Below are 25,881 nucleotides of genomic sequence, written 5' to 3' on the forward strand. Positions count from 1 at the left end.
TATCCTTATTTTTTTATCAGCTTTGCATTCGCTGTTTTATTATTATCAGTTTTTATCGTCACCAAATAAGCTCCCTGTACTAAAGCTTGCGTATTAATTTTAGTCACTCTATTCTTGGTTTCGAAGTTTTGAAGTTGTCTTCCGCTCATATCATACAGCATAATATCAGCTTCTTTGAAATCAAATCCGATTTCTACATAGGCATAATCAGTTACTGGATTTGGATAGACTTTGATATCGTATTTTGCAATTAAATCATTCACCTGTTTGTCACCCAACTTTACAATCTTCCAGTTCTCTTTCCCTAATTCTTTGGCACTGGTTCCTGCTAAAACAATTGAACCATCACGATTTAGTTTCAAGTCCGAAAGCCGCTCTTCTTTTTGCCTAGATTCTCCTGCTACATGCTTTCTCCACTGCTCATTGCCGTTGCAATCCAGATATAACATCCAGAAGGTTTCATCATCTTTTTCTATTCTTCCCTCGGCTTGGGTGTAACCACCTAACAGAATTCCTTTAGATTGATTGTCTGCAGAATGAATCACATTCATTCCCATCAGTATATCCCGATTTTTGAAATTGTAGGACTTCTGCCACTGCTCATCCCCTCTTTCGTTAAGAGCAATGATCCAAAGATCTGTGCCTTCTTCAATTCCTACGGTTTTGTTGCCAGACCTTTCTGATCTCGATTCCCCACCGATGATGTAACCATTTGATGTTAAAGCCAATGTTCTGATATGATCATCTCCTTTACCGCCAAAGTTCTTTTCCCATTCTACTTTTCCGTTTTTATCCAGCTTAACGATCCAGTAATCCCCTTCACCGAAATTACTGCTTTGTTTTGAGACTGCAGATAGCAGGTTGCGGGTAGCAGTATCTGCAGCAGAAGATCTTGCTTCAGGATATCTAATCCCGGATCCCGAACCTCGGGACTCGGAGCTCCTTGAGTAAATCCCTAATAAAGCGCCACCGTCTTTTGTGGGAATCATCTTTTCCACTTCATCAAGGCCTTTTCCGCCTAAAATCAGCTGGGAAAGTTCCTTGCCATCCTTATTGATCCTAGTGATCCAGACATCTTTTGAACCATAGCCACTGGAAGAGTTCTGTACATTTCCGGCGACAAAAAAGCCTAAATCTGTACTTTGAATTACTGCTTTGGCTTCTTCATCAGAAGAGGTTCCCAACGTTTTCTGCCATAACTCATCCCCGAATTCATTGATTCTGATGAGCCAGATATCTGATCCGCCTTTGGATTCCTCTTTTTTATCTAAACCTTTCCCCGAATAGCTGGTTCCGGAAATTAAAAATCCACCCTCCTGGGTGCTTACTGTAGAAGATAAATAATCGTGATTGTCCCCGGAGAAATATTTTTCCCAGACTTCTTCTCCCTGCTGGTTAAGCTTAAGCAGATGGAAATCGTAACCGTTGTTCTGTTTGCTTCCCTGCTGAAGTTTATCGCTCTGTATGGAGCTTCCTGTAATAAGATACTGCTGATCGATGGTAGTGGTAACCTGACTTAGAAAATCCTGGGTAGAAGATCTGATATCTTTCTGCCACAGAACCTCTTGGGCAGACACCCCAAGAACTGTACATATAAGACATGCACTGAGATAAATCTTTTTCATTCCCGTGTTGTTTTGAGTTTAGTAATTAGCTTTTCAAATTTTGCACAAATTTAACTTTTTTAGTTCATATAAGTCGTATATACGTGATTTAATACAAAATATTTCCAAACATTAGGAAATCTTCTGTGATTCTATAGCCTTTCATTGATTCTACAAATCTACTACAGTACAACGACAGAACCCTACGCAAAATATTAAATACTTTACGTCGATATCAACTATGGTAAGCACTCAATTATTGCATCAGTAAGCCTTAAACAAACCAGGAATTTCGATTTCAGAAAAATAGGTCATCATCCAAGTAAATATAGCTTACTACTCATTAATGGTTCATTACTCATTATGAAAGGTGACCTTCAGGAGTATTGGGAACATAGAATTCTAAATCAATAGTACTATGAAAGAACGGATTAATTTAACTTTACGACTTCGATTGAAATAAGCTTTTTAAGGTATCTTGAAAATGTTTAATCATTTTGTTTCAATGGAGCTATCCTTTAAATCATTTTCTTTAAACAAATCTCCAAACTCTTTAATGATATATCTTTGATTAGTTGTATTCTCAAAAATCACAAACTTATCATTATAATATCTAAATTCAGCTTTAGGATACTGAGCTTTTACTTTATCCGTTAATAAAGAAATATTTTCTATAGAATTATAATCAAATTGTCTATCTAAAATATTTAATAGTATTGAGAATAAAACAGCAGTGATAACAAGTCCAAAAATCTTTAAACTAGTCTTTGCATTTCCCATGTTTTTATAAAGAAAAATGAAAAAAATATTAATTCCAAGTAGCATAAAGCTTTTGAAGAGTTTATAATAATTTTCATCTACGAAATCCCTATAAATATTTAGTGCCAGGGCCATAAAAGCAAAAAATAAAGTAATCCAAAATTTTATGTGTTGTCGTTTATCATTCTTAATAGCCAGATAAAAACCATATGAAAGAATTCCTATAAGATATAATGGAGATCTGATAAGTATTAAAATACCATCAATTAGAAGCTGGCTAATAGAAAAGTATTCTATAAGAGATGGAGAAAGTGATACTAATTGGTAAAGTTGCCCCAATCCACCTAATAAAGTAGGGACAAAAATAATAATTGCGAAATATTCCTTTAAAAATGTTAATATACTATTTGCAAGAAGTGCATCAAAAAATCTTTTCATTTTTTATTTATTATATTATTCGAATAAATCAAAGTAACAAATAAACAAATTAAACTATTCATAAAATTACGGATTCTCGCAAATCACTATTTAAAGTTAGATCAACTGAAATTACTTAATAATATCAGGTTGTTAAAATCTTTTTAATTTCCTCTGTTTTATCTCCTATTAATTTAGAGAATATAATTAATTTATTTTGAGTAACGCTCTCATCAAATTTCTTTCTAGTATCTTTTCCTTTATAAACAACAACACCTCTTTTTTCTGTTGTATCAATCAGCTTTCTTAATTCTCCTTTTTTCATATAAAATTTATTTATCAGGTTCATTATATGTGCTGATAGGAACCTTCCGCATATTTTTATTCTTAGCAATTCTTTTAATTTTAATTTCTTTAATCTCAAGTTTAAAAAACTCTTTTAACATAGAATCTAAATCCTTTTCATTAATTTTCAGAACAACCTTCATCATTGCATTTAGATTAATTATTTCAGATTTAAAATTTTATTCTTTTCGGATTCAAATTCTTCTTCATTAATAATACCTTTAGAACGCAAATTATCTAATTTACTAAGCTGATCGTACTTATCAAGTATTAAAGGATCTTGTGACTTTCGCCTAAGATTAATAATATTCTTACTTGAAAAAGCCTTTGCAAATGCCAGCCACCAACCATATAAAGTCCAGCCAAAAAAAAGATTAATAAATAATACACTGAAGAATTTAAACTTTATAATTGGAGATCTAAATAAAGCTATTATAGTAGGAGCAAAATAAATGAAAAGAATTATTCTAAAAAAAAGAGCTTCTCCATCACTATGGCTTATAGCAGAAAGTATTACCAACATTATTTATAATTTATTTTTAATCTATTTCTCTTTATGTCAGCAGCCTCACAATAAAGAATAGGTCAAATATAAAACTTTTCTTAAAAAAAGCCACTAATAAGATACATCTTTTTAGTGGTAACATAACTGACGCTTATTTCCAAGCTTTGTATTCTCTAATTGAGGCTATATGGAGGAAAAAGAATTTTTAAAGGAAGAAATCCTGAAGAAGCTTGGGAAAAGAATAAGAAAACTTAGAATAGCTAAAGGTTATTCTAGCTATGAATATTTTGCTTATGAACACAATATATCTAGAGCTCAATTTGGAAGATACGAAAAAGGAGAAGATTTAAGATTCAGTACATTGGCGAAAATAATATATGCTTTTGATATGACTCTGGAAGAATTTTTTTCAGAAGGATTTGAAGAATAATAAAAATAAAGTATAACCACTTTCTTTGTACGTAAATTAAATTTTAATTTTATAGAAATAGTTGACAATTATCCAATACGCTTCATATTATTTCACTCGCTTATATATCTTTTATTTGATCATTAATTTTAGTAATAAATTCACGAGACTTATCATCATCATCTAAGATTAATTTCCCATGATTGATACCATTATCATTTAATTGTCTAAAAATCTTTTTTTTATTTTGAGGCAATATCTTTATAGGCACAATCATATTCTTCCAAAATTCTTTCTTATTTAATGGGATATTGATGTCCCTATCTGATGAAACAAACAATCTACCATGCTGACGAAATAATCTAAACTGATATTTTCTTTGATCAATGTTATCAATAAAGGTTGGAACATTACAAACAAATGACTCATCTAACTTAAATGGATCTAAATTTGAATAGCATGGTTTATCATACTCTGTACTTTCACCATATATAAATTCTGAGGGTACTAGTAAGCACCAAAGTTGCCCAGCTTTATCATCATGTTTTTCTGAAGGTTCGGTAGCAAAGAAAGCTGAACTAAAAATTGATGTAGATAAATCAATTAAATTAGTTTTAACACCTGCATGTTGAGCTTGAAACAGTAAATTCCAAGATTCAGAATGTTCAGAATGCTCTTCATACTTAAATATAACATCTTTACCATATTCTTCAATTACCTTTTCTTTAAAAATATTTATTGCATTTTTTTCGATTAATCTAGCATTCTCCATATTAACATCTGCTGAAAAAGGAGGACGAAAAATTCCAGGTATGATATCTCTGCCAAATAATTGTTCTCCTCTATAATGAGTATGTACATCAAAACCGTAATCAAAATGCAAATTAGTTCTAATTTGTATCAATTCTTCATGTAAGTTTTGTAAATCATCAAGATTTTTAATTTTATAATCTTTTAAGCCTGATAAAAAATTATCTCTCACAATTTCCGAAATCTGTAAATATGTCATTATCGATTTAAAAAATGGTAATTATCTATTATTCTTTATTTTTTCTACCCTTTTCGAATAATCAAATTCTATTTCATCATTTGTCTCTAAAGCCAATCCTTTTAAATCCGGATATATAGTGAAATGATTATATCCATTTTGCTTAATTTCATTAAACATATCTTTTCTAGCAGAATTTGGAACGATAATTTTATGATAGTGACTCTTTAAAACGTCATATGCTTCGTATGGCTTGTAATCAATTCCAAAAAAAACAAATTTACTTTTTTGGGCTTTAATTCTAGGCTCATCAAAATCTGTTTCTATTGCTACAGGATGAAAAATATCCTTAATTTCTGAAAACTCTGAGTTTTCTAAATTAACAATTTCGCCATCATTAAAGCTTTCCTTATTTAAGAAATTGGGATCGATGCAAAAAATACTGCTCCCTTTTTCTGAATAACCATATTTTTCATCAATATCAACGTATTCATCGTTTTCATTATCACATTTCTTAAATTTATTAAGCGCAAAATACAAAGCAATTATCGGATCTGTTGTAAAATCTAACAATCTAGTTTTTATTCCATAATGTTGCATTAAGTACAAACAATCTATTTCACGTATTACTCTCGAAGGATATAGTGTTTCAAATTTATTTTTAAAGATTTCTATTGCTTTAATATCATTTTTCATAATAGCATCGGATTTTTTAAATCCGTACTTATGTCTATCAATTCCTTGATCATCTCCAATTACAAATTTTTCTCGAAAGAGTGATGGTACTATTTCATAACTGGCATTACTTTGCCCCCTAAACCATATCATCCCGGAATTTTGTAAATTTTCAATAGTCTTTTGATACTCAGCTAAATTGGTTACAATTGTGTACATATATTTATAATCATAAATTAATAATTCTCAAAGAAATTAGCTGTTGATGAAATTCCTAAAATTGTTAAAATGTCAATTTGAGGATCTATTAGAGTAATTTTTTTCATATTGTGAATCATTTTATACTTTGATAGAAACTTGTTATTGCTGTTTTCCCAATCATCACCAATTCCACTATACCAGTTATAAAAAAGCATAGCTTGTTCATAATCTGACATAGTAGATCTTAAAATTCGTAAATATTTTAATTTATCTTCATCATTTAATTTTAAGTCTGAATTATCATTTACAACAAATTTCACCATTGTATAAAGGTTACGGTAATATTGTGGTAAAAAATGAAGATAGCCTTTAAACGGTTCATAATTAACTTTTAACCAGAGAGTCTTCCATTGGTCTCTACTGTCCTTATAAAAATTTTGGTATGCTTTAGTTCCATCTAATTTATAAATACTTCTAAGCTCTTTTAAAATAGAAAAGCTGTATTTAATAACACCTTCATCTATTGTACTTATAGTGTTATCTTCTAAGTATTCTTTTGAAAATTTATTTAGGCCCTTAAAGAATGTTTTGTAAGCCATTGAAAACAATTCTTTTTTTATTAAATCTGAAAGATCTTGTTCTCTTTTTCCCTTCTTTTCCTTATACGCTTCTAAGAATACTCTGTAAACACATTTTAATTCTACTAACATCTTTTGAAATACTATTTGATCTTTAGTATTATAATCAATAAATATTCGATTATTATTGGTCTGTGTCAATAACGCCTGATGTGGCTGAGCGAAATAGGATATCCCACTCTGTCCTCTTTTAGCAATAAGTATGAACTTTAATTTGTCTAATAAATTAGTTCCACTATTCATGTTCAGATTTGTCTCTAAATTATCTGGATTTTTATATCCTATTATTTCAAATTTATCTTTATTATTTAAATATATATCAATTAATTTTTGAAATTGAGTTTCAAATTGCTGTAATCGAAATTGTTTTTGAACTTCTATATTAGCTATATATTGTACATAAAATGCAATAAAAGTAAAAGCAATTCCTGCGAACCCCAATAGTACACCAAAATACCCACCTAAAAAATCTCCAATATCTCCAAGCTGGAAAGATTCCTTATCTTTTTGAATAATATAATAATCAACTGCATTAACATCTTTTGATATCGCTGAATTATTTTTTGAAATCGAATCTTTCTTAGATAATATTTTTTTAGATAATCTAACTTTCTTTTGAAAAAAATTTTCTATTCCTGGCGACAAAGGATTGATCAAAGTACTATCAATAACAATAGTCTTAGGAGAGGCTATTTGCCTAATAAATACGGTGTCATTCTCAACGTTGAGATCATTTAATTCTTTTGTATTATATTTTTCAGAAATAGGAAATAATTGATTATCATAAAAATATCTAGCAGCAAAAACAATAGAGATTAACGTGAAAAGCAAACCTAATGAAATAGCAGCACCTAAAATAATTTTTGATTTCATGGTATAGTTTAAGTTTTTATAGTTTTACTTGATGATTCCTTGGTTTAAACCAATTTTCACTTATTTCATTATTGTCACTTTTCGGTTTAGGATTTGCATCATTTACTTTAAAAGTTGTTGGTAAATTCACCGAGTGACCAAATATTAATGCGTGCTGTATTGGAATTGATGGAAGACGTTTTAGGACAGTCTCTGATATATGAGGAGTTATTTGTCGTATATGGGATAAATCCTCAGGATTTTGAATTCGATGTACAATAAAGTTGCTACACTGTGACAAGACCGTTTTTGATAGTTCACTTGGTCTTTGTGAAGATACAAGTAAAAACATTCCATACTTTCTTCCCTCTTTGGCTATACGTTCAAAAATGTTATTAGCATCTCCAAATACTTTTCCTGCATTAGTTGATAAATACCTATGTGCTTCTTCCAAAACTAAGTTTACTGGAAATATATTTCTTTCAATTACAATCTTTAATTTTTCAAATATAAGTCTCGCAAGAACACATGATATTACTTCTGTCGTTTCATCATTTGCCGAATTTAAATCTAAAACAATTATTTGAGATTTTTTTATTTCCGCATCTATACCTAAAAACTTATTCAAATAACTAAAACTATCAATATCAACTCTGTTTTTAGTCAAGAAATTAAAATCTTCTCTTTCTTTAATACTTTTAAATCGAGTTATTAATGATGAACAATAATCTCTAATTTGACGATTGCCATGAGCTTCTTCATATAGAATTGCAAGATCCAAAGCATCATCTAAAAATTTAAAATCAAAAAATTGATTACCTTGATAAGACGGAAGTGAAAAGTCTGAATCTAAAAATTTATATTCACCATCTTCATCTTTCTGTTCTAAATAATCGTATAAATATTTAATGCCTTTCATCTCCCCAAAATGAATAAAAAGACAATTTTCAATTGTACAAGAAACATTTCTTAATCCATTATTAAAATCTCCAACTCCGCAGCGAATTGCCAAATTTATTTCAGGCGTATTAAACTTTTGTAATATTGATTTTATTCTGTCTTTTTTTGATGGACTACTAGTCTCATCTCTTAAAATCTGGGTAATACACGAAGCCAAGATGTGATTTTTTATCTTATCAGTGTAATTCATTTGAAATAATACAGCAAGGGCAAGAGCATTTCTTAAAATAGGTAATTGAGATTTTTCGCTCGCTTTTAATAATAATGCCCATTCATCAATATTTAAAAGCCAATGTGGTAGTATAAATTTCTCATATTTATCATTACTTTTTTCAATATAATCGATAGTAAAGTTTTTTACTTCAATATCTTTATTCTCAATGTTTACTTCTCCAAAAGCTTGGCTGTATTCTCCGTTTACATCAAAAAAAACAAATGTACTTCCAGTGGCACTATAGCTTTTAAATTTATACAATGTTTGCAACATAGATGAAATTGTACATGACTTACCACTACCTGTATTTCCAAGAACAGCAGAATGACTTCCAAAAAATTTATTTATGTCAATTTTTACTTCATAATCTGGAAAAATTATTGATTTTCCTATTGGTAAAGAAGTATATTTACTATCACACTTACAATCACCTTGAGCACATTCTTCTAACTTCTGGCAATTTATTTCTTTCAATTTATTAGTCTTAAATATAACATCCAATTCATATTCTTTAATATATAAGACATCAGAATATAAAGATGGGTATACACTAACACCAAATTCAAAATCTTCGTTCTTGCTATTAGCCTTTATAGTACCAATTGGTAAAACATCTAGAAATTTTCCTGCTTGTATTTTACTAAGGATTTGATCAGTTGGGTTAGAGAATGCAAGATTTAGATCCTTTTCTCTTACACCTGCAACTTCTGCTACAATATGATAGTTCTGGTAAGGAATAATAACGTAACTATTTAATTGCGCAAAATAATGTATGTCATCATAACCATTCATATTAAAATTATCCAGCCCACTTAAAAGTTCTACGCTAAAACGATCAGAATTAATTGTTACTATTTTACCAATTACTCTTTGTTTATCCTCTTTTGTCATTTTAGTAAATCTTTCAAATTATTTAATGTCGTTTCCATTTTTTTATCCAAATCGTCAGCCGTTAAATCAGGTAACATTTCATAAACAAAACGTCTAAAATAATGTAAGGGATAATCAGAACTATCCAATTCATCTTTACCTCCAACAATCCATATTCTTGAATCATTTAACTTTTGTAGTTTTTCAATAGAATTTCCATTTTTAGGTTCACCAACTACAATTAATCTGAAAGATGGAATTGTAAATGCTTGAAATATTATGTTATTTATATGTTCATCACTAAAACTATATCCAAGTGTTATAAGGATATTATTATTTTGCATTAACTTTTTTTGGAACTCTCTGAATAAATCTGAATATGGACTACCAAGACTAGCATTATATTTTAAAGGAGTAGGATGAATCATGATATTATCTTTTTCTTTTAAAATATCATATTTTGCTTCCTGAATTTCACGAACTTTAAAGAGTTTGTTTTCTCCTTGTTCTTCAATCCAATTTACTGAACCATGAATTTTATAGAGGTAGAAAAAATTATCAATAACACTCCATTTAGACTGTGATAAATCCATTTTTTCCGCAAGTGCATAATTAAAAATTGCAGGATTAAAGAATTTACTTATTCCACCTGTAAAACCATTTACATAATGAATTCCGAGTAAATCCATAGCACGTTCTGAGTATAAATCATAATTTGTTGTAAATATATTTAATCGTGGCAAAGTTGAATTTCTAGAAAGTAATTTCCTATAGAATTCTTTATACAACTCAATCAATTCATTATCCAATCCAGAATTAATATTCGATTCATTTATACACTTTCGTAATAAGAAATTTCGAGCATCTATAATTATAGTTTCTATTTTTTGAAAATCAGTTCTTATAGCGAATTCTTTTTTTCCTTCGTTAATTATTGTAACAGCTTCCTTTTTATCATGATCACTTAAAATACTTAAATGATAGAAAGACAAATTATGAAGCGTCGATAAAAAAGTTTCAAGATTGGTTGCAAATGGAGAAGCATCTACATCAATTTTTAAGCTGCTTTTTAGCCATTCTTTTTTTTCCCTAAAAGCTTCAGAACCATAAAACTCCTTTGCCATGGGGACCATAATTGGTATACCAACTTGGATTTTTACATTTTGAGAGTCAGTTCCAGCTTCCGATTTATTTTCAATTTCATACGATGAACAACCACTGCCTAATAAAAAAGATAAATTCTTATTATCTAAGACCTTTAAAAAAGCATCTTTAATTTTTTGAGTTGGTACATTCTCAGATTGAGTATTTTTGTATTCGATAGTATTCTCGTTTCCTTTATAAAAAAATAATGGCATATTGGAGTTGATTTATTAGTTTTTACATGCTAATCATATTTTATTGGGAACTAGCATTATAGCAAATATCCACAAATATTTAATATTAACAATATGGTTTCCCGTAAAAACTAAAGTACAAATCCAAAGTAACAGATGTGAATTGGATCCGAAATCAAATAACAAATTGATAATTATATCGAAACATTATTATCAAAATACAATCTAAAAATCAATATATTATCATCATAAATTGAACTGAAGTTACGATTAAAAATAACTATTGATAATCGATACTGTACACCTCATGGTCAAGGACATACGATTTGGCAATATTAATAACCTGCTGGCTTTTGTAATTATACAGTTCAAATTTTGCAGAAAAGCTTTTCACATCATGTTTTTGGAAAAGCTCTTTGTACTTGAATGCAGGAGCAGCCATGGGAATTCCCAGATCTTTTGCTTCTTTGCTTCTGGATACAACACATCCATCGTTGTTGGAAAGAACCACAACGGGTTTGCCTTCAAGATCGGGATCTAGAGTCCTTTCACAGGAAACAAAAAAATTGTTACAATCTACCAGAGCGTACATGACAATTGCATAGTAAAATCTATACAAAATTATAGTTTTTAAAGAATAAAATAATCTTTTAAGCCATAATTAACATCATATTTAACACTCTGAAAACAAATGAATAAAATTTTTAAATACGACATGTTTTGTCGTATTAGTGCTGTAATTTTGTTTTCAAAAAATATTCACTGGGATCAGGATTAAATCATTCTCAACCGTTCTTCCTCGAGGTCGAGCTGATAGAGCTGATGGCGGATAATTTCTTCATTCACGGAAGTATCTTTATTCAATTCTGAAAGAAACTGTCTCTGGCTTTCCAGCATTTCAAAAAAGATATCTTTGGCCTTTTCATTCATCCATTCAGTATTATTGGTCTGGATCTTTTCTTCCCATTGTTTCAGCATTCTTTCTAATCCTGCATGGCTGTTCAATTAGGTTTCATGCTTGGTTTTAAGAAAATGGTAGACATGCTGCTTTAGTTTATATTTTATTTCTTCCCGTGTCTTTTTATCTTTTTCTTCATCTGTGAAATCATCAAATACATGTCCATATTTTATAAAGTAAGGCAAAGTAAGTCCCTGTACGAGTAAGGTAAGCAAGATTACCACGAAAGTAATGAATAGGATAAGGTTTCTGTTGGGAAAAGGGAGTCCGTTTTCAAGGGTAATCGGAATGGCCAGGGCAGCGGCCAGTGAGACAACACCTCTCATTCCTGTCCATCCAAGCATCAAAGGCATCAGGAGACGTCTTCTTGCAGAAGAAGCACGGGGAGCGACACTTGGCCGGAAAATCAATGTAGCCAGCATGGCGGCATAAGAACTTATGATTCTGGCGGCAATCAGAATACCGGTCACCAACACTCCATATTGGATAGCAATTCTCAAAGGAATTCCTTCTGACCGCAGCCCTCCGACAATTTCAGGAAGCTCGAGCCCTATTATTAAGAATACGATGCCATTCAGAATAAATACGAAGCTTTCCCATACGCTATACCCCATGATACGGCTGGTACTGTTTAGAAATATCATTCGTTTTCCAGACATATACAACCCACCACAAACTACAGCTAAAACTCCGGAACAGTGAAACTGCTCTGCGACCCAATACATCAGATACGGTTCAATAAGGGTCAGGGCAATATCAGAAGAAGCTTCTGTAGGAAGCCGCTTGTGAGCCTGTACAAAAAACCATGCCAGTACTAACCCGATTCCTGCACCTCCGATTACCATCCATAAAAAATCCAGAGAAGCTTCCTGCCATACGAACTGTCCGGTTCCTACAGCAATCAGAGCAAAACGGAATATAATAAGAGAGGAAGCGTCATTCAACAGACTCTCTCCTTCCAGAATCGCAGATGTAGTGGATGGTATTTTTACAAATTTCATAATGGCTCCTGTACTCACAGCATCCGGTGGAGACACAATGCCTCCCAGCAAAAACCCGAGAGCAAGTGTAAATCCGGGAATAAAATAATTCGCTGTCACCGCTACTGCCAGCGCTGTAAAAAAGACCACTAAAAAAGCAAAGCTTCCGATAATACGCCACCATCTTTTCATTTCTTTAAAGGAAATTGACCATGCAGCCTCAAACAAAAGAGGAGGCAAAAAGATAAAAAATATAAGATCCGGATTGATCTTTACCACCGGAAGACCTGGCACAAAACTAACAAGCAGTCCGAATACAACGAGTAAAACAGGATAAGCAATTTTTAATTTGGCAGCCCACATATTGAGCAGCACAATGGCTGCCACCATGGCCAATAAAAAAGGTAGGATCGTATGCATGTACTATTGTGTTTTATCCATCATATTTACCACTTCTATTTGATTTTTAAAAATTTAAAAACATTTTTTTTTTATTTTTTAGTTATACAGATTAATTTAACCATTTCCCAATCTTTTTCCTAAATGTTTTTCACCTCAGGTTGAATATTTATAAAATTTTAAATATAACACGTCAAGTTTCGTCGCATCCGCGCTATACTTTTGTCCTACAAGAAAATAAGAAATATGGACAAAGTAACCTTAGAACGGATTCAGAAACTTCACCCGTTGGTAAGAGATGAAGTGAAGCAAATTATACAGGAATGTGATGAAGCACTTACCGGAAGAGCTAAAGTGCGGATCACTCAGGGATTAAGATCTTTTGAAGAGCAGGAAAAGCTTTATGCAATCGGAAGAATTACTTCAGGAAAAAAAGTAACCAATGCCAAGGCAGGGCAAAGCATTCACAATTATGGCCTTGCGGTAGACATCTGTCTTATGATTGACGGAAAAACAGCAAGTTGGGATACGGCAAAAGACTGGGATAATGACAACGTTGCAGACTGGTACGAATGTGTAAAAATCTTTGCCCGCCACGGCTGGGATTGGGGCGGAAACTGGAAAACATTTAAAGACCTTCCCCACTTTGAAAAAAAGACAATTCCCTCTAAAAAAGGACCTGTAAAAACCAGCTGGAGAACGCTTTTGAAGATGCCAAAAGACCAGCAGAATTACGTTATTTTTTAGTCTCATTTATTTGAAATTAAATATAATACGACACGTTCTGTCGCTTCCCCAGACTACCTTTGCTTTATAAGAAAACAACAAAAAAGCAATGAAATCTAAGTATAGAATCTCCACAATTTTTAAAATATTCAACAGATTCTGTAGATGTAAGATTGCATGTGTCCTTTTAACAAACCATTAAAAATATCACATGAAAAAGACAACCATTCTTTCTTTGGACGGAGGTGGAATAAGGGGAATCGTAACCTGCATTATTCTGCGTTACATAGAAGAACAGCTCCAGTATTATGATAAGCCTTCCGCCAAGCTGGGAGATTATTTTGATCTGGTAGCTGGCAGCAGCACCGGAGGTCTGATTGCTTCTATTATTCTCTCTCCTGATGAAACCCGAAAAGCAAAATATTCTATTCAGAAAGGATTGGAATTATATGCTGAAAAGGGCGGCGACATCTTCCAGGTTTCCTTTTGGGAAAAACTGGTTAATCCATTCGGATTATTGAATGAAAAAATTTCCCAGGAAGCTCTGGAAAAAAATTTACATGATTTCTTTGGAAATTTAGAATTAAAAGAATTAATAAAACCATGTTTGATAACAAGTTATGATATAGAAAACAGAAGGGCAAAGCTTTTCAACTCTTGGAAAGCCAACCTCAGCACAGACAATTTCTATGTGAGGGATATCTGCAGAGCGACTTCAGCGGCTCCTACCTATTTTAGTCCTGTTCAGATTAAATCAATGTATGGCCAGATTTTCAGTTTGATTGATGGCGGTATGTTTGCCAATAATCCCGCATTGTGCGCTTATGCAGAGGCAAGAAAGATTCCTTTTGCAGAAGTTTTAAAAAATCATCAGAAAGCTAACCATCCCACGGTAAACGATATGATAATGGTTTCTATCGGAACAGGGATCGAAGCAAGGCCTTACTCTTTTAAAAGACTGGAAAAAGCAGGAAAAATTGGCTGGGTAAGCCCTATTGTTGACATTCTGATGTCTGCCAATGCAGAAACAGTGGATTACCAGCTGGAACAGATGTTTCAGACGCTGGGACTTAGAAATCAAAAAAATTATTACCGCTTGAATCCTTCACTAAAAAATGCTTCTCCCGCCATGGATAATGTAAGAAGGTCCAATATTGAGAATCTGATACAGGCCGGACTGAGCTATATTGATGATAACAGAGAAACTTTGAACCAGATTGTTCAGAAACTCATCAAAAATAAAATATAAGCTTTTTACCTTATAACTACCTTATATAAGTTATTAAGATTATATTTAAAAATTAAAAAATCTTTTTTAAACACGTCAAGTTTTGTCGTTTCGCCCCACTACCTTTGGAGTATCAAAAAAGACACAGAACAACAATCTAAAAAACTTTAAAAAGCCTTTGAATTCAACATTTCCCTATGCTGAACAGCCTGAAATATGTTCAAAAAAATATAACCAACACCTTATCACACAAAACATGGAAACACCAGATCACAATACAGATATACTCATCGATGAAGATCTCTATACGATAGAATGGAGTGATATCGAAAATGCTGAGATGGATTATGAAAACTATCTCAACGACATTGAAAACTTCTTCAGAGAAGATTTTGAAAAAGGAATACCTGAAGAAGATATTTTTTAAATACAATTAAAAAAACACGACAAGTTCTGATGCTGTCCGACATTACCTTTAAATCTCTGTAATACACGCACAGCAATCTCATTAAACAACCCCGAACCCCTTTGAATTCACCATTCACAAAATGCTGGACAGCCAGAACTATGTCTGAAAATATAGCAAAAGTGCATCCTCCACTAAAAAAGGGATACAATAATCAATTTATTAACCAACAAATCACACAACGTTTTATGAAAACAAAAGAAGAACTCAGGCTCTATTTTGAAAATGGAGATATCCCAAAACAGGAAGATTTTTGGGAATGGCAGGACGCTTACTGGCATAAGGATGAGAAAATCGATATGGCAAAAATCGCAGGTCTGGAAAACGGATTACCCCGTTTTAATGACTTTTATGCTGAGATAGATGAAAATGGAAATGCTTCCCTGGCTCATTTACAAGTCAAAAGAATATTTATTAAAGCAGGAACACTATACATTCCCGACAGGTTTCTTCTTAATACAGGGATATCAGAAATATCAATTTCTGACAGCGTTACTACCATTGGGAAAGAGGCCTTCAGCAATAACCTTATTAAATATGTTCATCTTCCCGCTCAGGTTAAAACCATCTATGATAATGCATTTTCTAACAATCAGATCACAACATTATCCTTATCTGAAGGGCTTATAGAAATTAAAAATTCAGCTTTTAGCTATAACAAAATCAGCTCTTTGTCTATTCCCTCTTCGGTTGCCATGATTGGTTCCAAAGCATTTAGCAACAATCCTGATTTACTGTATGTAAGGCTGGAGCACTCAACCCTATATTACGCTGATGCTTTTGATGCCCAAACAACAGTTGTGGGTGGAAGTTTAATCATTGACATGTAAATAACATTATGAAAACAAAACAAGAATTAAAACTCTATTTCGAAAACGGAGATATCCCAAAACAGGAAGACTTTTGGGAATGGCAGGACGCTTACTGGCATAAGGATGAAAAAATTGACATGCAGAAAGTTGCAGGTCTGGAGAATGGTACATTCAACATACTCTATGCTGAAATAGATGCTGATAAAAATGCTTCATTAGCTTTCTTTTCAAAGAGAAAAATTGTGATAAAAGAAGGAACACTCACTATTCCCCAAAATTTCACCGCAGGTCTGCAGGTAACTGATGTAGAAATCCCTGACTCTGTAACAAGTATCCAGGAAAGAGCATTTAGTAACGGAGGCTTAACGACCATTACAATTCCTCCAAAGGTAACCGAAATTCCCAATTGGGCTTTTTATAATAACAGATTGGCGTCTTTAGTTATTCCGGACAGCATTATCAACATTGGAATACAGGCATTCACAGCCAATCAGCTGACACAGCTCCGCCTTCCTAAAGGAATAACAGTTATCTCACAAGGTGCCTTCTCTGTCAATAAACTCACATCTGTTGAGATTCCCAATGGAGTAACGGAAATTCGATCTGATGCCTTTGTCAGTAATCAGCTCACCTCAGTGATTATTCCCGATAGTGTTCTCAAGATTGAAAACAATGCTTTCAGAGATAACCAGCTTACAAAAGTAACACTAGGCCCGGAAACGACCTATTTACCTTATTCTTTTGACAGCACAGTAGAAATCGTGGGAGGAAAACTCATCAATTAAAATTTTTAGAAAAATGAAAACAAAAGAAGAATTAAAAAAATATTTCGAAAACGGAGATATCCCGGTACAGGAAGAATTCTGGGAATGGCAGGACTCTTACTGGCATAAAGACGAGAAACTAAACAATACTTCACTTGATCTGCCTGTTTATACAGAATTTGCCTATTCGCCAACGGATAGTACAGAAATTATTGGAACTGATAATATCATTGTTTTTCCTGAAGGTATAAAAACTATTGGAGGATTTATCTTTTCAGTATCCGTACCACGCATTTCAAAAATTATTTTTCCTAAATCTCTTGAAAGGATAAAAGCTCGAGCATTTAACTCTCAATACCTAAAGGGAACCATAACAATTCCTGGTTCATGTAAAACAATAGAAACATTCGCTTTTGCAAGTGGTAACGCCCGGATATCAAAAATAATATTAGAAGAGGGAGTAGAAACTATTGAATCATCAGCATTTCAGTTATCAACAAGCAACGACCTAACAGCTTTATATATTCCAGATTCAGTCACCTCTGTAGGAGAAAATGCATTTGCCATTCCTTCACTACAAACAGTCTCTGCACCACAAGGTTTAGATCTGAGCAGATCAGGTATTCCAATCGGAATTATTACATACAGATAAACCCAATCAGTTAAATTTTTAAGCAAATGAAAACAAAACAAGAATTAAAAAAATATTTCGAAAACGGAGATATTCCGGTACAGGAAGAATTCTGGGAATGGCAGGAGTCATACTGGCACAAAGATGAAAAGATTCCTGCAGCTCAATTAGATTATGATCTGTCACAAAAAGCAGATGCAAATGCATCCAATATAAATCCGCAGAATGCTCAGCTTTGGAAAGAAAAAATTGAAACTCAAACAACTATTCAGGCTCCGCAATTGAATGGAAACGTCTTAACGGTATTTTATACGGGTGAGAATGGGGTTCAGCAAAGCAAATCCGTAGATTTAAGCAGCTTGGTAACCCGTGATATCAATATTGAGAATGCTTCATATGATGCCTCTCAAAATATTATTACCATTACCCAGAATGACGGCTCTGCCTTTCAGATTAATCTTTCGGAATTCAGTATCACTCCCACCACCAATGCAGATGGAAGTGTTACATTGTCACAGGAAGGACAGGAAAAAGTTATCCTGAAAAAAGTAGCTGTAACAGGCAGTTATAATGACCTTTCTGACAAACCCACTTTTAGCGGGAATGATAATTTACAAAATGTCATTGACAGAGGTAACGGAACAACCAAACCTATTATTTTTCAGCCAAGCCAGGGCAGAGCAGGCGAAATCAATTTCAGTCCTACAACGTATTCCTTCTGGTTTGGAAATTTGAACACGGATCACACCGGAGCTTACGGACTGGGAATTGGTTATAATACATTATCAAAGTTAACTACAGGATCAAATAACGTAGCACTTGGTTCTTACGCTTTAAATGAAACCACTACAGGAAGATGGAACACAGCAACCGGTGTTTCAAGCGGAGCTAAACTTACCACGGGTAATTTCAATGCTTTTTTTGGAACACAGGCGGGAACTGAAACAACAACAGGAAACGGAAATACGTATATCGGAGATGAGGCAGGAAACAAAAATATTGCCGGAACCAATAACACCGCGCTGGGTCTTGGAGCTGCTTATTCCTTAACTAATGGAACCCAGAATACTTTTTTAGGTGCTTTTGCAGGGTATGTTCATGGTAAAGCGACAACTTCAGGCGCATGGGGCTCCAATACTTTTATCGGATATAATGCAGCCTCTACTACTCATGCTATGGGTGTTTGGGGAGATAACAATGTCGTTATCGGCTGTAATGCCCCGTTAGGAGGTTCAATATTCAACAAGCTGGTGATTGAATCCAATCCGGTAGCAAGACGTCACGATCTTGTCACTCCATTAATTGGTGGCGATTTTGCCGCAAGAACATTGGATTTTGATGCTGTAATCAGTGCAAGAAGAACTCCACTGGCCGATAATACCTATACAAAAGTAGCGGTTCTGAATGCCGGTAATGTATTGGGATATAAAAACCTATCAGACTTTACTGATTTCATTTCATTAACAGGAACTGGGACGGGAGCTCCAGTGACAGGTAATATCCAGTTTACAGATGAAGACCCAGAAGAGAGAATCATTTACAGAACTAATGAACTTGATGGTGTAAAAAGTGCACTCGGTTTATTTCCTGAGTCTGTAATGATGTTTTCAGGCAATTTAGATGGAACAAATGCCTCCAGTGTAGATGTAAGTAAAGAAAATGGTGTTTTCGCTTATGGACAAGGCTCACGTTTGATGCTGAGCGGTGTAGGTGCCGCTTTAAGACAGACAAACGGTGGAGGTGTAAAAGGAATTTTTGCAAGTCCGAACATTGATGAACCTGTGCTTATAGAGCATGAAACAACAGATGCCAGAGGATTAAGTTCTAAAACTTATTTTGGAGACAACGCACAGGAAAATGATTACATCCAGAAACAATATGCAGACAAACAGCATTCCTACAGCACCAAAGAAGAGCTGACAGGCGGAAAATGGATCAACGGCAAGCCTGTTTATAAAAAGACCTTGTATCTGAATCAGATTCCGAGAACAGGTGAAATCGATTTAATACCTGAATTCCCGGATCTTGAAACCATTATCTCCAACGAAATGTTTACAGAATGGGATGATCTTAAAGCGGCATTTGCAGGCAACCAATGGAGAACAAAAGCCTATATCACAATTGAAAGAGAAAGAGCTATTATTGAGCTGTTGAATGTACCTGATTACAATTATTCTCTTATCAATTCATTTACCCTAACCCTTGAATACACAAAAAAATAAGCAACCATGTCAACAAATAATACATCAACAGTAAAATCCGCATTTACTGTCGGAAAATCCTTAATAGGAGAAGGAATTATTAACTACAAAGAAACAAACCCTATGAATACCAATAACGCATCACAATCACTTTTCAGATTTGTAAGTCTGAGAAACCCGCAATTGACAGAAATTAAAGACAAAAACTTAGGATTTATCCACAGACCTAAAGGAGTAACCGGTGTCTTTGATACAGCAGTCGTTGGAAGACCTGCCAAAACTTTAAAATTTACAGCCATGAAAAGGGCTGCCGGTGAGTTTAACAATTCCGGATTCGAAAGCGAGAAGAAAATCGAAGAAGGAGCATTTAAAGATCTTCTGATGATCGGAAGAAAGCTTTCTAAAAAAGAAACATTAGAAAGCACTGACTGGACGTTCGTTACGGATTATTACAAAAGCCTTATTAATACCAACAGACAGTTGAACGCAGAAGGAATTGCTATATTTTCCCAGCTTTGGAATAATTATATTTATCAGATTGTTACCCAGGGAGATTTCTATATTAAAGAAGCCATCAGCCACATTTTAATGGCTATTCAGCTTGGTTTTGCCAGCAACCAGGACCTTACAGATCAGGAAATCATCAAAATTAATGGAGAAAAACCATTGGAAAAGGCAATGGATGGAAAAATTATACTTCCTACCATTCTATTTTCAGAGGATACAGAAACGGCATCTTTAGTTTCATCTGCAAACGCTGAAGGTTCCGAACCGGCTTTGGCAGCAAGAACGGTTCAAAGATTAGAGTCTGAAGCAAGAGCTTCTTTTGTATCCAGCAAAGCGATCCACAGAAAAGAATCTCTGAACACACTGAATTCCGAGCTGGAAAAGCTTCAGAAAAAGTTCTATAAATCCAGATATCAGGTCTATCAAGATGAGTATTCCAAATATATGGCAGAAAACAAAGAGCGTTTGGAACTGTATGACAGAAAGCTGGCAGAAGTAGACAGTAAAATCACTCCGGACATGTCCGAAGAAGAAAAAGAACGCCTTTACAACACTTTGAAAGAATATGAAGTTGCTCCTTTCGTATTTACGTACAAAAATGAAATCAATTTGGAAGATTTGCAGGCAAAGCTTTCTCCGGAATCTTTCGACCTTTTTGTAGAACTTTTCGGTGAATCTACAACCAGCTTAACTTCTGTGGCAAAAGATACAGACAACCTTCAGATCCTTTCGCACGACACCTTAAGAATGGGCGCTCAGACCATTGTTCTTGATGATGAGATTGAAAGCTATGCTGATGCTTTATTTGTTGTAAGAAACAATATCTCTGCTTCCATGGAGACCGCACTTCAAAATAGTCCTCTTCCGGAACAACAGTATGCCAATATCGGCGGAGCTTCAATACCTCTTATTCAGAATACAGCCAGAACACCGATGGCATACAGCTTATATGCTCACAGTGCTTACGTAGTAGCAGGCAGCAGAGGATTTGTTAATTTTTCTTTTGAAGTTGAAGATGTTTCGTGGAGCGTTGCCAATGCTAAAATTACAGCTACAACAGATGCTGCCGGAACTTTCGAAGAAAATTACAGCAATATTTCTGTAGTTGATAATAAAATTACCTTACCTGCGGCTTTAGTAAACAGATTCAGAACCAGCTTTAGTTTCAAAATAGAAATTATTTTTGATAACGGAAGCCAGGCTTATGGAGAGATTGCCACACAATATCTGAAAGAAGACTTAAACCTTACCGGAATGCTGACTCTGAAGCGTGCAGCAGTGGAAAACCCAGGAACACCTGAACCAGGTACAACCCAAAAACGTAAAAACTTCGGGATCAAAAGATTGGGAGTAGCAGATTATATGAAAGTCGTGCAAAGTGTTCATGCTTATGTTCCGGGAGAGGTTTCCAATATTGAGAACGTTATGGCAAGCGAACTGAGACATAAGTCTTCCGTTTCCAGAGAGTACTCTGAAATTACAGATACAACTTCCAAATCTCAGGAAACAGAGAAGATGTCAGACACTTCCAAAACTTCCAGAACGGATATGCAGACCGAAGTTGCGAAAGAAATTGAAAAGCAGCAGAGTATTTCTGCCTACACAAGATTCAGCTATGGAAATGACAGTGCCATGAAGTTTGAAATCGGAGCAGATTATGCCAATAACTCAGCACAGCACGACAGTACAAGACAAGCCGTAATGAAATCTCAGGAAATTACAGAAAGAGCAATGGAAAGAGTTCTTACTAAAATTTCAGAAGAAAGAGTTCAGAAAATCATCAAGGAATATACGGAAACCAATGTTCATGAATATGATAACAGAGGAAAGGTAACCAACACTGATAATGCTGAAGCTGCACAGCCTAAACACATTACCGGAGTTTACAGATGGATCGACAAGAAAATGAAAAACCAGATCTACAACTATGGTAAGCGTACGATGTTTGAATTTATGGTTCCTGAACCTTCAAGATTACACCGTCTGGCTCTTACTGTTGCCAAAGCTCAGGTACTTAAAGCTCCTGTAGATCCAAGAAAAGCACCGGAACCATGGTTAATGGCAGATCCAAAATCTGCAACGATTGTACAGATCCAGCATTGGGCTCAGGAATACGGAGTAACTTTAGAGGCATTCCCGGAAGCAACCAAACAAGTAATTCATACTGCTTCCAGCGTTCCTCAGACAAATGATGATTTTGGAATTGACTATACACAGTTTACCATCCCGGACAATTATGCCGGAAAAAATGCAAGCTTTGCCTGCAGATCAACCAGAAACAGAGGTGGTGGATGGTCAGGGTCACGTTATTCTGAAGTGATGTTCTCTAACTTAAAAGGAGATATGATTGGCCGTTCTGAACGTGGTGGAGACCTTAATTTTGACGATGGGTCATCTGGTTTCAATATCACAGGTAATGTATCTTTCCAGGTGAAGGGCCACAACGTAAGAAGTTATACCATCAAAGTCGTTGTGAACTGTGAGCTGAGCGATGCCTTTATCAACAAGTGGAAAACAGACAGTTTTAATGATATTATTAAAGCCTATGAAGCTGCTTATGCCAAATTCCAGGAAGATCAGGCAAGGCTGGATGCAGAGCAAAAAGAAAAAGAAGCTCAGCTTAAAGAAAGACAGGATACTTTCTACCGCTATATGGAACATGATGTCTTAAAGCACAACTGTATCGCTTATTTATTACAGGATTACCTTTATACATTAGGTCAGGAAACAACCAATGGTGCTGATGAGAAAACAACCATGGATAATTTCCAGGTATACCTGAATGAAAATCTGGACAGATATACAGCCCTTGCCAAGTTCATGGAGCAGGCATTTGAATGGGAAATCATGGATTATACCTTCTATCCTTACTATTGGGCCAACCGTAAGAGCTGGCAGGAATTCTATATCAGCGAAAGTATGGACCCATTGTTCAGAAGTTTCCTGCAGGCAGGTATGGCAAGGATTATCGTTACCGTAAAACCAGGTTTCGAAGCAGCGGTTCAGTTCTTCCTTGAAACAGGATTGATCTGGAATGGCGGTTCTGTTCCGGTAATCGGAGATCCAATGTACATGAGTATCGTGGACGAAATGAGACAGCCAACCGGAGAGCCTCAGGGTAAATACTGGATTACCAGAATCCCTACTACCCTAACGATCCTTCAGGATAAATCTACAGGACTTCCGGTAAATCAGCCATTACCGATTTTCCCTGAAAATGCCCCTGAGAATTGTGAAAACCCTTCAGAATTGGAGTTTGAAACAAGTTTCAGATTGGATGAAGATGCACAATTGTCACATAGTGACGGAGCTACAACATTGCCTACAACAATTGTTGGATAGAATTTACCTTAATGGCGGTGTGAAATATCACCGCTATTTTTTACAATTTTTAATTTCAAAAAACTTAAGAAATGAAAAATATAGATATTAGAAACCTAGCAAAGATTGGTTTGGCAGATGTGGATGTCTATAAAACGGACAGAAGGAAATACTCAAAATATAAGCTTGAAGGTGATGTTACTTTTTATCGTTCAAAAACAAGTATTGAGGACAAATTAGGTAATGAGGATTCACAATACTTCGGAAAATTTGGTTATGACAGATATAGTTTAGTTACTTCACCACAAAAAAGCTTTATTTACTATTTTGATAAAAATGGTAAATCACTAAAAGACGCAAATGCAATTTCTATAAACGACTATGTTTGCCCATATTTAAGTATTTGGCCTAAGACCGAGGTCTCTTTATATGTAAAAGCAAAAGGTACTTCTGGAGGCGAAGAAATACTAGAATATGAATGTAAAGAATGGGACAAAAATGCTCAAACATTTTCAAAAACCACATCCAAACTGAATATAACAAAAAAAGATCCCGAAATACTAAATAATATAAAGTATTTCAAAATCAATATTGAATGTAAAGAAAGTTTTGAAAATGACATAAGTATTGTTGCTAAATACAACAACCAAATTGTTGGAAGGTTAATCGTAAAAGCAAACTCCAAACTGTATCGAACGACTATTCAGCCAGTATTAATCAATTTCGGTAAAAAAGCAAGTACAGAATTAGCATCTCTGCCCAAACATGATGATTTTATTGAGAACAAACTTTTACCATATTTTAACAATAAATCTTTTAACCAGGCATACATTCAGGCTACATTAGCTCCTACAACGAAAACGGTTACCTTTTCTTTAGATGAATTTATGAACAAAAAGCTTTTTTTTACAGATGAAGGTAAACTAAGACTTGATAGGAGCCAAAAACTTGCTTATAATAATTTAATAGAATCAAGATTTGCAGCCTATAATTCTGACGCACAAGAAAAACAAAACATTAATGAAGAGCTAATGACTCTTGCTTATGAAATGATTCAAGGGTTTAAGGATAAATTTAATTTTGGAAAAACTTCGGATTTAAAAAAAGCAGCTAAATTTTACGAAGAAAAACGAGCGACAAATGCATGGAAAAGCGATAGGGTGAACAAAGCTTATCAAAAATATAAAGAACTGAAAAAAAAATACAAAGGAGACAACACTATAAATAAGAACAATATTACTTACTTGTTTTATAGTAATGATCTCGAATCAGCAAGAACTAAAGGAGAAAAAGATAATGTCCGGGCATTCTCTGCAACTGGCTTTGGTACCGTTCATATTTTCAACCACGCCTTAGAAGCCAATAAAAGAGCGGAGAAAGAAAGAAAACAAGACGATAAAACAGAAGCTTTAATTATTCATGAATTAGGACATGCTTTTGGACTGAACCATACTATGGAAGATGTTGCTAAGCGTAGTGTAGAAAGAATACAGGGAGAAATTGATGCTAAAGAAAAAGAAATACAAAACTTCTTAACATTAAAGCAAAAAAGCTCTGAATATGAAAAATATATTCGTCTAGACTGGATATATAGTGGTTTATACGATATCCTTTCACAAAAGAAGGAAGAACTTTCAGTTGAAAGCTTTGAAAGCAGCTTTTTAGTGTATTTTATTAAAGATATAGAAGATAAATGCTGGTATTACGAGCACATGAAAGTTAAAAATATTTTTAATAGTGTTATTTTGCACATGGAAGAAAATATTGATGCTAAAGTTGTTGTATTACATGATCAAACTGAGACTGAGCAAGAAAAACAAGAAAGAGTAGAAAGAGAAACTCCTCTTACATTTAATTCAATTATTCAAACGCGTAGAAACGAGATTATAGCCTTACAAGCAAACAAATCCCGCCAAGAAAAACAAATAGGAATTGTTCTTCCCCAAACTGAAACTTTAGAAAACTTCCTAGACTACTCTCAATATGGAGATGCAGATGGAAATGAAGCAGCACCAAGAAACAATAAGTTTGAGTATAAATCTTTTTATCAATGGCAATGGAAAAAAATGATTGATACTGGAGTTAAAAATAATTATCTTCGTTTGATAGAATAA

The 25,881-nt window shown here is 34.0% G+C and carries 24 protein-coding genes; 11 read left to right on the plus strand and 13 right to left on the minus strand.

Features of this window, described 5'->3' with window-relative positions; genetic code table 11:
• Positions 1–5: 5 nt before the first annotated feature.
• Positions 6–1,625, minus strand: coding sequence for a T9SS type A sorting domain-containing protein (locus AC5YGI_RS01140; RefSeq protein ID WP_496167310.1), 1,620 nt, complete (start codon positions 1,623–1,625; stop codon positions 6–8).
• Between the two features lie 237 nt (positions 1,626–1,862).
• Between AC5YGI_RS01140 and AC5YGI_RS01145 the strand changes: the two genes are divergently transcribed.
• Complete coding sequence (locus AC5YGI_RS01145) at positions 1,863–2,018, plus strand: alpha-ketoglutarate-dependent dioxygenase AlkB (RefSeq protein WP_496167412.1); 156 nt, start codon at positions 1,863–1,865, stop codon at positions 2,016–2,018.
• 78 nt (positions 2,019–2,096) lie between these two features.
• Here AC5YGI_RS01145 and AC5YGI_RS01150 read toward each other — a convergent pair whose 3' ends face one another.
• From AC5YGI_RS01150 to AC5YGI_RS01165, 4 genes are all read right to left on the minus strand, one after another.
• Positions 2,097–2,801 (minus strand): hypothetical protein, encoded by a 705-nt coding sequence (locus tag AC5YGI_RS01150; protein ID WP_330744923.1) that lies wholly within the window; start codon positions 2,799–2,801, stop codon positions 2,097–2,099.
• A 124-nt stretch (positions 2,802–2,925) separates the two neighbouring features.
• Entirely contained in the window at positions 2,926–3,105 is a 180-nt protein-coding gene (locus AC5YGI_RS01155) for a hypothetical protein (RefSeq protein ID WP_330744922.1), read from the minus strand.
• Positions 3,106–3,112: 7 nt separating this feature from the next.
• Positions 3,113–3,271 carry a hypothetical protein gene (locus AC5YGI_RS01160; protein ID WP_330744921.1) on the minus strand — a complete coding sequence of 53 codons (159 nt, stop codon included), beginning with the start codon at positions 3,269–3,271 and terminating at the stop codon, positions 3,113–3,115.
• A 14-nt stretch (positions 3,272–3,285) separates the two neighbouring features.
• Entirely contained in the window at positions 3,286–3,648 is a 363-nt protein-coding gene (locus tag AC5YGI_RS01165; protein WP_330744920.1) for a superinfection immunity protein, read from the minus strand.
• Positions 3,649–3,817: 169 nt separating this feature from the next.
• Between AC5YGI_RS01165 and AC5YGI_RS01170 the strand changes: the two genes are divergently transcribed.
• Positions 3,818–4,060 (plus strand): helix-turn-helix domain-containing protein, encoded by a 243-nt coding sequence (locus tag AC5YGI_RS01170; protein WP_330744919.1) that lies wholly within the window; start codon positions 3,818–3,820, stop codon positions 4,058–4,060.
• 100 nt (positions 4,061–4,160) lie between these two features.
• On the opposite strand, the gene AC5YGI_RS01175 is transcribed toward AC5YGI_RS01170, so the two are convergent.
• The 8 genes from AC5YGI_RS01175 to AC5YGI_RS01210 all read right to left on the minus strand — a co-directional run bounded on the left by AC5YGI_RS01175 (position 4,161) and on the right by AC5YGI_RS01210 (position 13,132).
• Positions 4,161–5,048 carry an FRG domain-containing protein gene (locus AC5YGI_RS01175; protein WP_496167311.1) on the minus strand — a complete coding sequence of 296 codons (888 nt, stop codon included), beginning with the start codon at positions 5,046–5,048 and terminating at the stop codon, positions 4,161–4,163.
• 21 nt (positions 5,049–5,069) lie between these two features.
• Positions 5,070–5,921: an FRG domain-containing protein gene (locus AC5YGI_RS01180; RefSeq protein WP_330744917.1), complete on the minus strand. Its 852-nt coding sequence runs from the start codon at positions 5,919–5,921 to the stop codon at positions 5,070–5,072.
• A gap of 17 nt (positions 5,922–5,938) precedes the next feature.
• Positions 5,939–7,414, minus strand: a complete 1,476-nt coding sequence (locus AC5YGI_RS01185) for a putative phage abortive infection protein (RefSeq protein WP_330744916.1) — start codon at positions 7,412–7,414, stop codon at positions 5,939–5,941.
• Positions 7,415–7,430: 16 nt separating this feature from the next.
• A complete protein-coding gene (locus AC5YGI_RS01190) occupies positions 7,431–9,458 on the minus strand; it encodes an ATP-binding protein (RefSeq protein WP_330744915.1) in 2,028 nt (675 codons plus the stop codon).
• A complete protein-coding gene (locus AC5YGI_RS01195; protein ID WP_496167312.1) occupies positions 9,455–10,795 on the minus strand; it encodes an SIR2 family protein in 1,341 nt (446 codons plus the stop codon). Before AC5YGI_RS01195 ends, AC5YGI_RS01190 begins: the two co-directional genes overlap by 4 nt.
• Before the next feature lie 259 nt (positions 10,796–11,054).
• Complete coding sequence (locus tag AC5YGI_RS01200) at positions 11,055–11,393, minus strand: Y-family DNA polymerase (protein ID WP_330744913.1); 339 nt, start codon at positions 11,391–11,393, stop codon at positions 11,055–11,057.
• A 155-nt stretch (positions 11,394–11,548) separates the two neighbouring features.
• Complete coding sequence (locus AC5YGI_RS01205) at positions 11,549–11,779, minus strand: hypothetical protein (protein WP_330744912.1); 231 nt, start codon at positions 11,777–11,779, stop codon at positions 11,549–11,551.
• Positions 11,780–13,132 carry a Na+/H+ antiporter gene (locus AC5YGI_RS01210; RefSeq protein ID WP_330744911.1) on the minus strand — a complete coding sequence of 451 codons (1,353 nt, stop codon included), beginning with the start codon at positions 13,130–13,132 and terminating at the stop codon, positions 11,780–11,782.
• A 225-nt stretch (positions 13,133–13,357) separates the two neighbouring features.
• On the opposite strand from AC5YGI_RS01210, the gene AC5YGI_RS01215 reads away from it, so the two are divergent.
• The 9 genes from AC5YGI_RS01215 to AC5YGI_RS01255 all read left to right on the plus strand — a co-directional run bounded on the left by AC5YGI_RS01215 (position 13,358) and on the right by AC5YGI_RS01255 (position 25,881).
• The gene (locus AC5YGI_RS01215; protein WP_110008332.1) at positions 13,358–13,858 is read left to right on the plus strand and encodes a M15 family metallopeptidase; all 501 of its coding nucleotides are present in this window, start codon (positions 13,358–13,360) and stop codon (positions 13,856–13,858) included.
• 190 nt (positions 13,859–14,048) lie between these two features.
• Positions 14,049–15,086, plus strand: coding sequence for a patatin-like phospholipase family protein (locus AC5YGI_RS01220; RefSeq protein WP_446107031.1), 1,038 nt, complete (start codon positions 14,049–14,051; stop codon positions 15,084–15,086).
• A 235-nt stretch (positions 15,087–15,321) separates the two neighbouring features.
• Positions 15,322–15,492 (plus strand): hypothetical protein, encoded by a 171-nt coding sequence (locus tag AC5YGI_RS01225; protein ID WP_167497887.1) that lies wholly within the window; start codon positions 15,322–15,324, stop codon positions 15,490–15,492.
• A 227-nt stretch (positions 15,493–15,719) separates the two neighbouring features.
• On the plus strand, positions 15,720–16,361 hold the full coding sequence (locus AC5YGI_RS01230) for a leucine-rich repeat domain-containing protein (protein ID WP_496167313.1): 642 nt from the start codon (positions 15,720–15,722) through the stop codon (positions 16,359–16,361).
• 8 nt (positions 16,362–16,369) lie between these two features.
• Positions 16,370–17,128 carry a leucine-rich repeat domain-containing protein gene (locus AC5YGI_RS01235; RefSeq protein ID WP_446107032.1) on the plus strand — a complete coding sequence of 253 codons (759 nt, stop codon included), beginning with the start codon at positions 16,370–16,372 and terminating at the stop codon, positions 17,126–17,128.
• 13 nt (positions 17,129–17,141) lie between these two features.
• Positions 17,142–17,759, plus strand: coding sequence for a leucine-rich repeat domain-containing protein (locus AC5YGI_RS01240; RefSeq protein WP_454510851.1), 618 nt, complete (start codon positions 17,142–17,144; stop codon positions 17,757–17,759).
• 26 nt (positions 17,760–17,785) lie between these two features.
• On the plus strand, positions 17,786–19,960 hold the full coding sequence (locus AC5YGI_RS01245) for a hypothetical protein (RefSeq protein WP_496167314.1): 2,175 nt from the start codon (positions 17,786–17,788) through the stop codon (positions 19,958–19,960).
• A gap of 6 nt (positions 19,961–19,966) precedes the next feature.
• Complete coding sequence (locus AC5YGI_RS01250) at positions 19,967–23,788, plus strand: hypothetical protein (protein ID WP_496167315.1); 3,822 nt, start codon at positions 19,967–19,969, stop codon at positions 23,786–23,788.
• 71 nt (positions 23,789–23,859) lie between these two features.
• Complete coding sequence (locus AC5YGI_RS01255) at positions 23,860–25,881, plus strand: hypothetical protein (protein ID WP_496167316.1); 2,022 nt, start codon at positions 23,860–23,862, stop codon at positions 25,879–25,881.

Source organism: Chryseobacterium sp. CS3K3.1 (assembly GCF_059515165.1).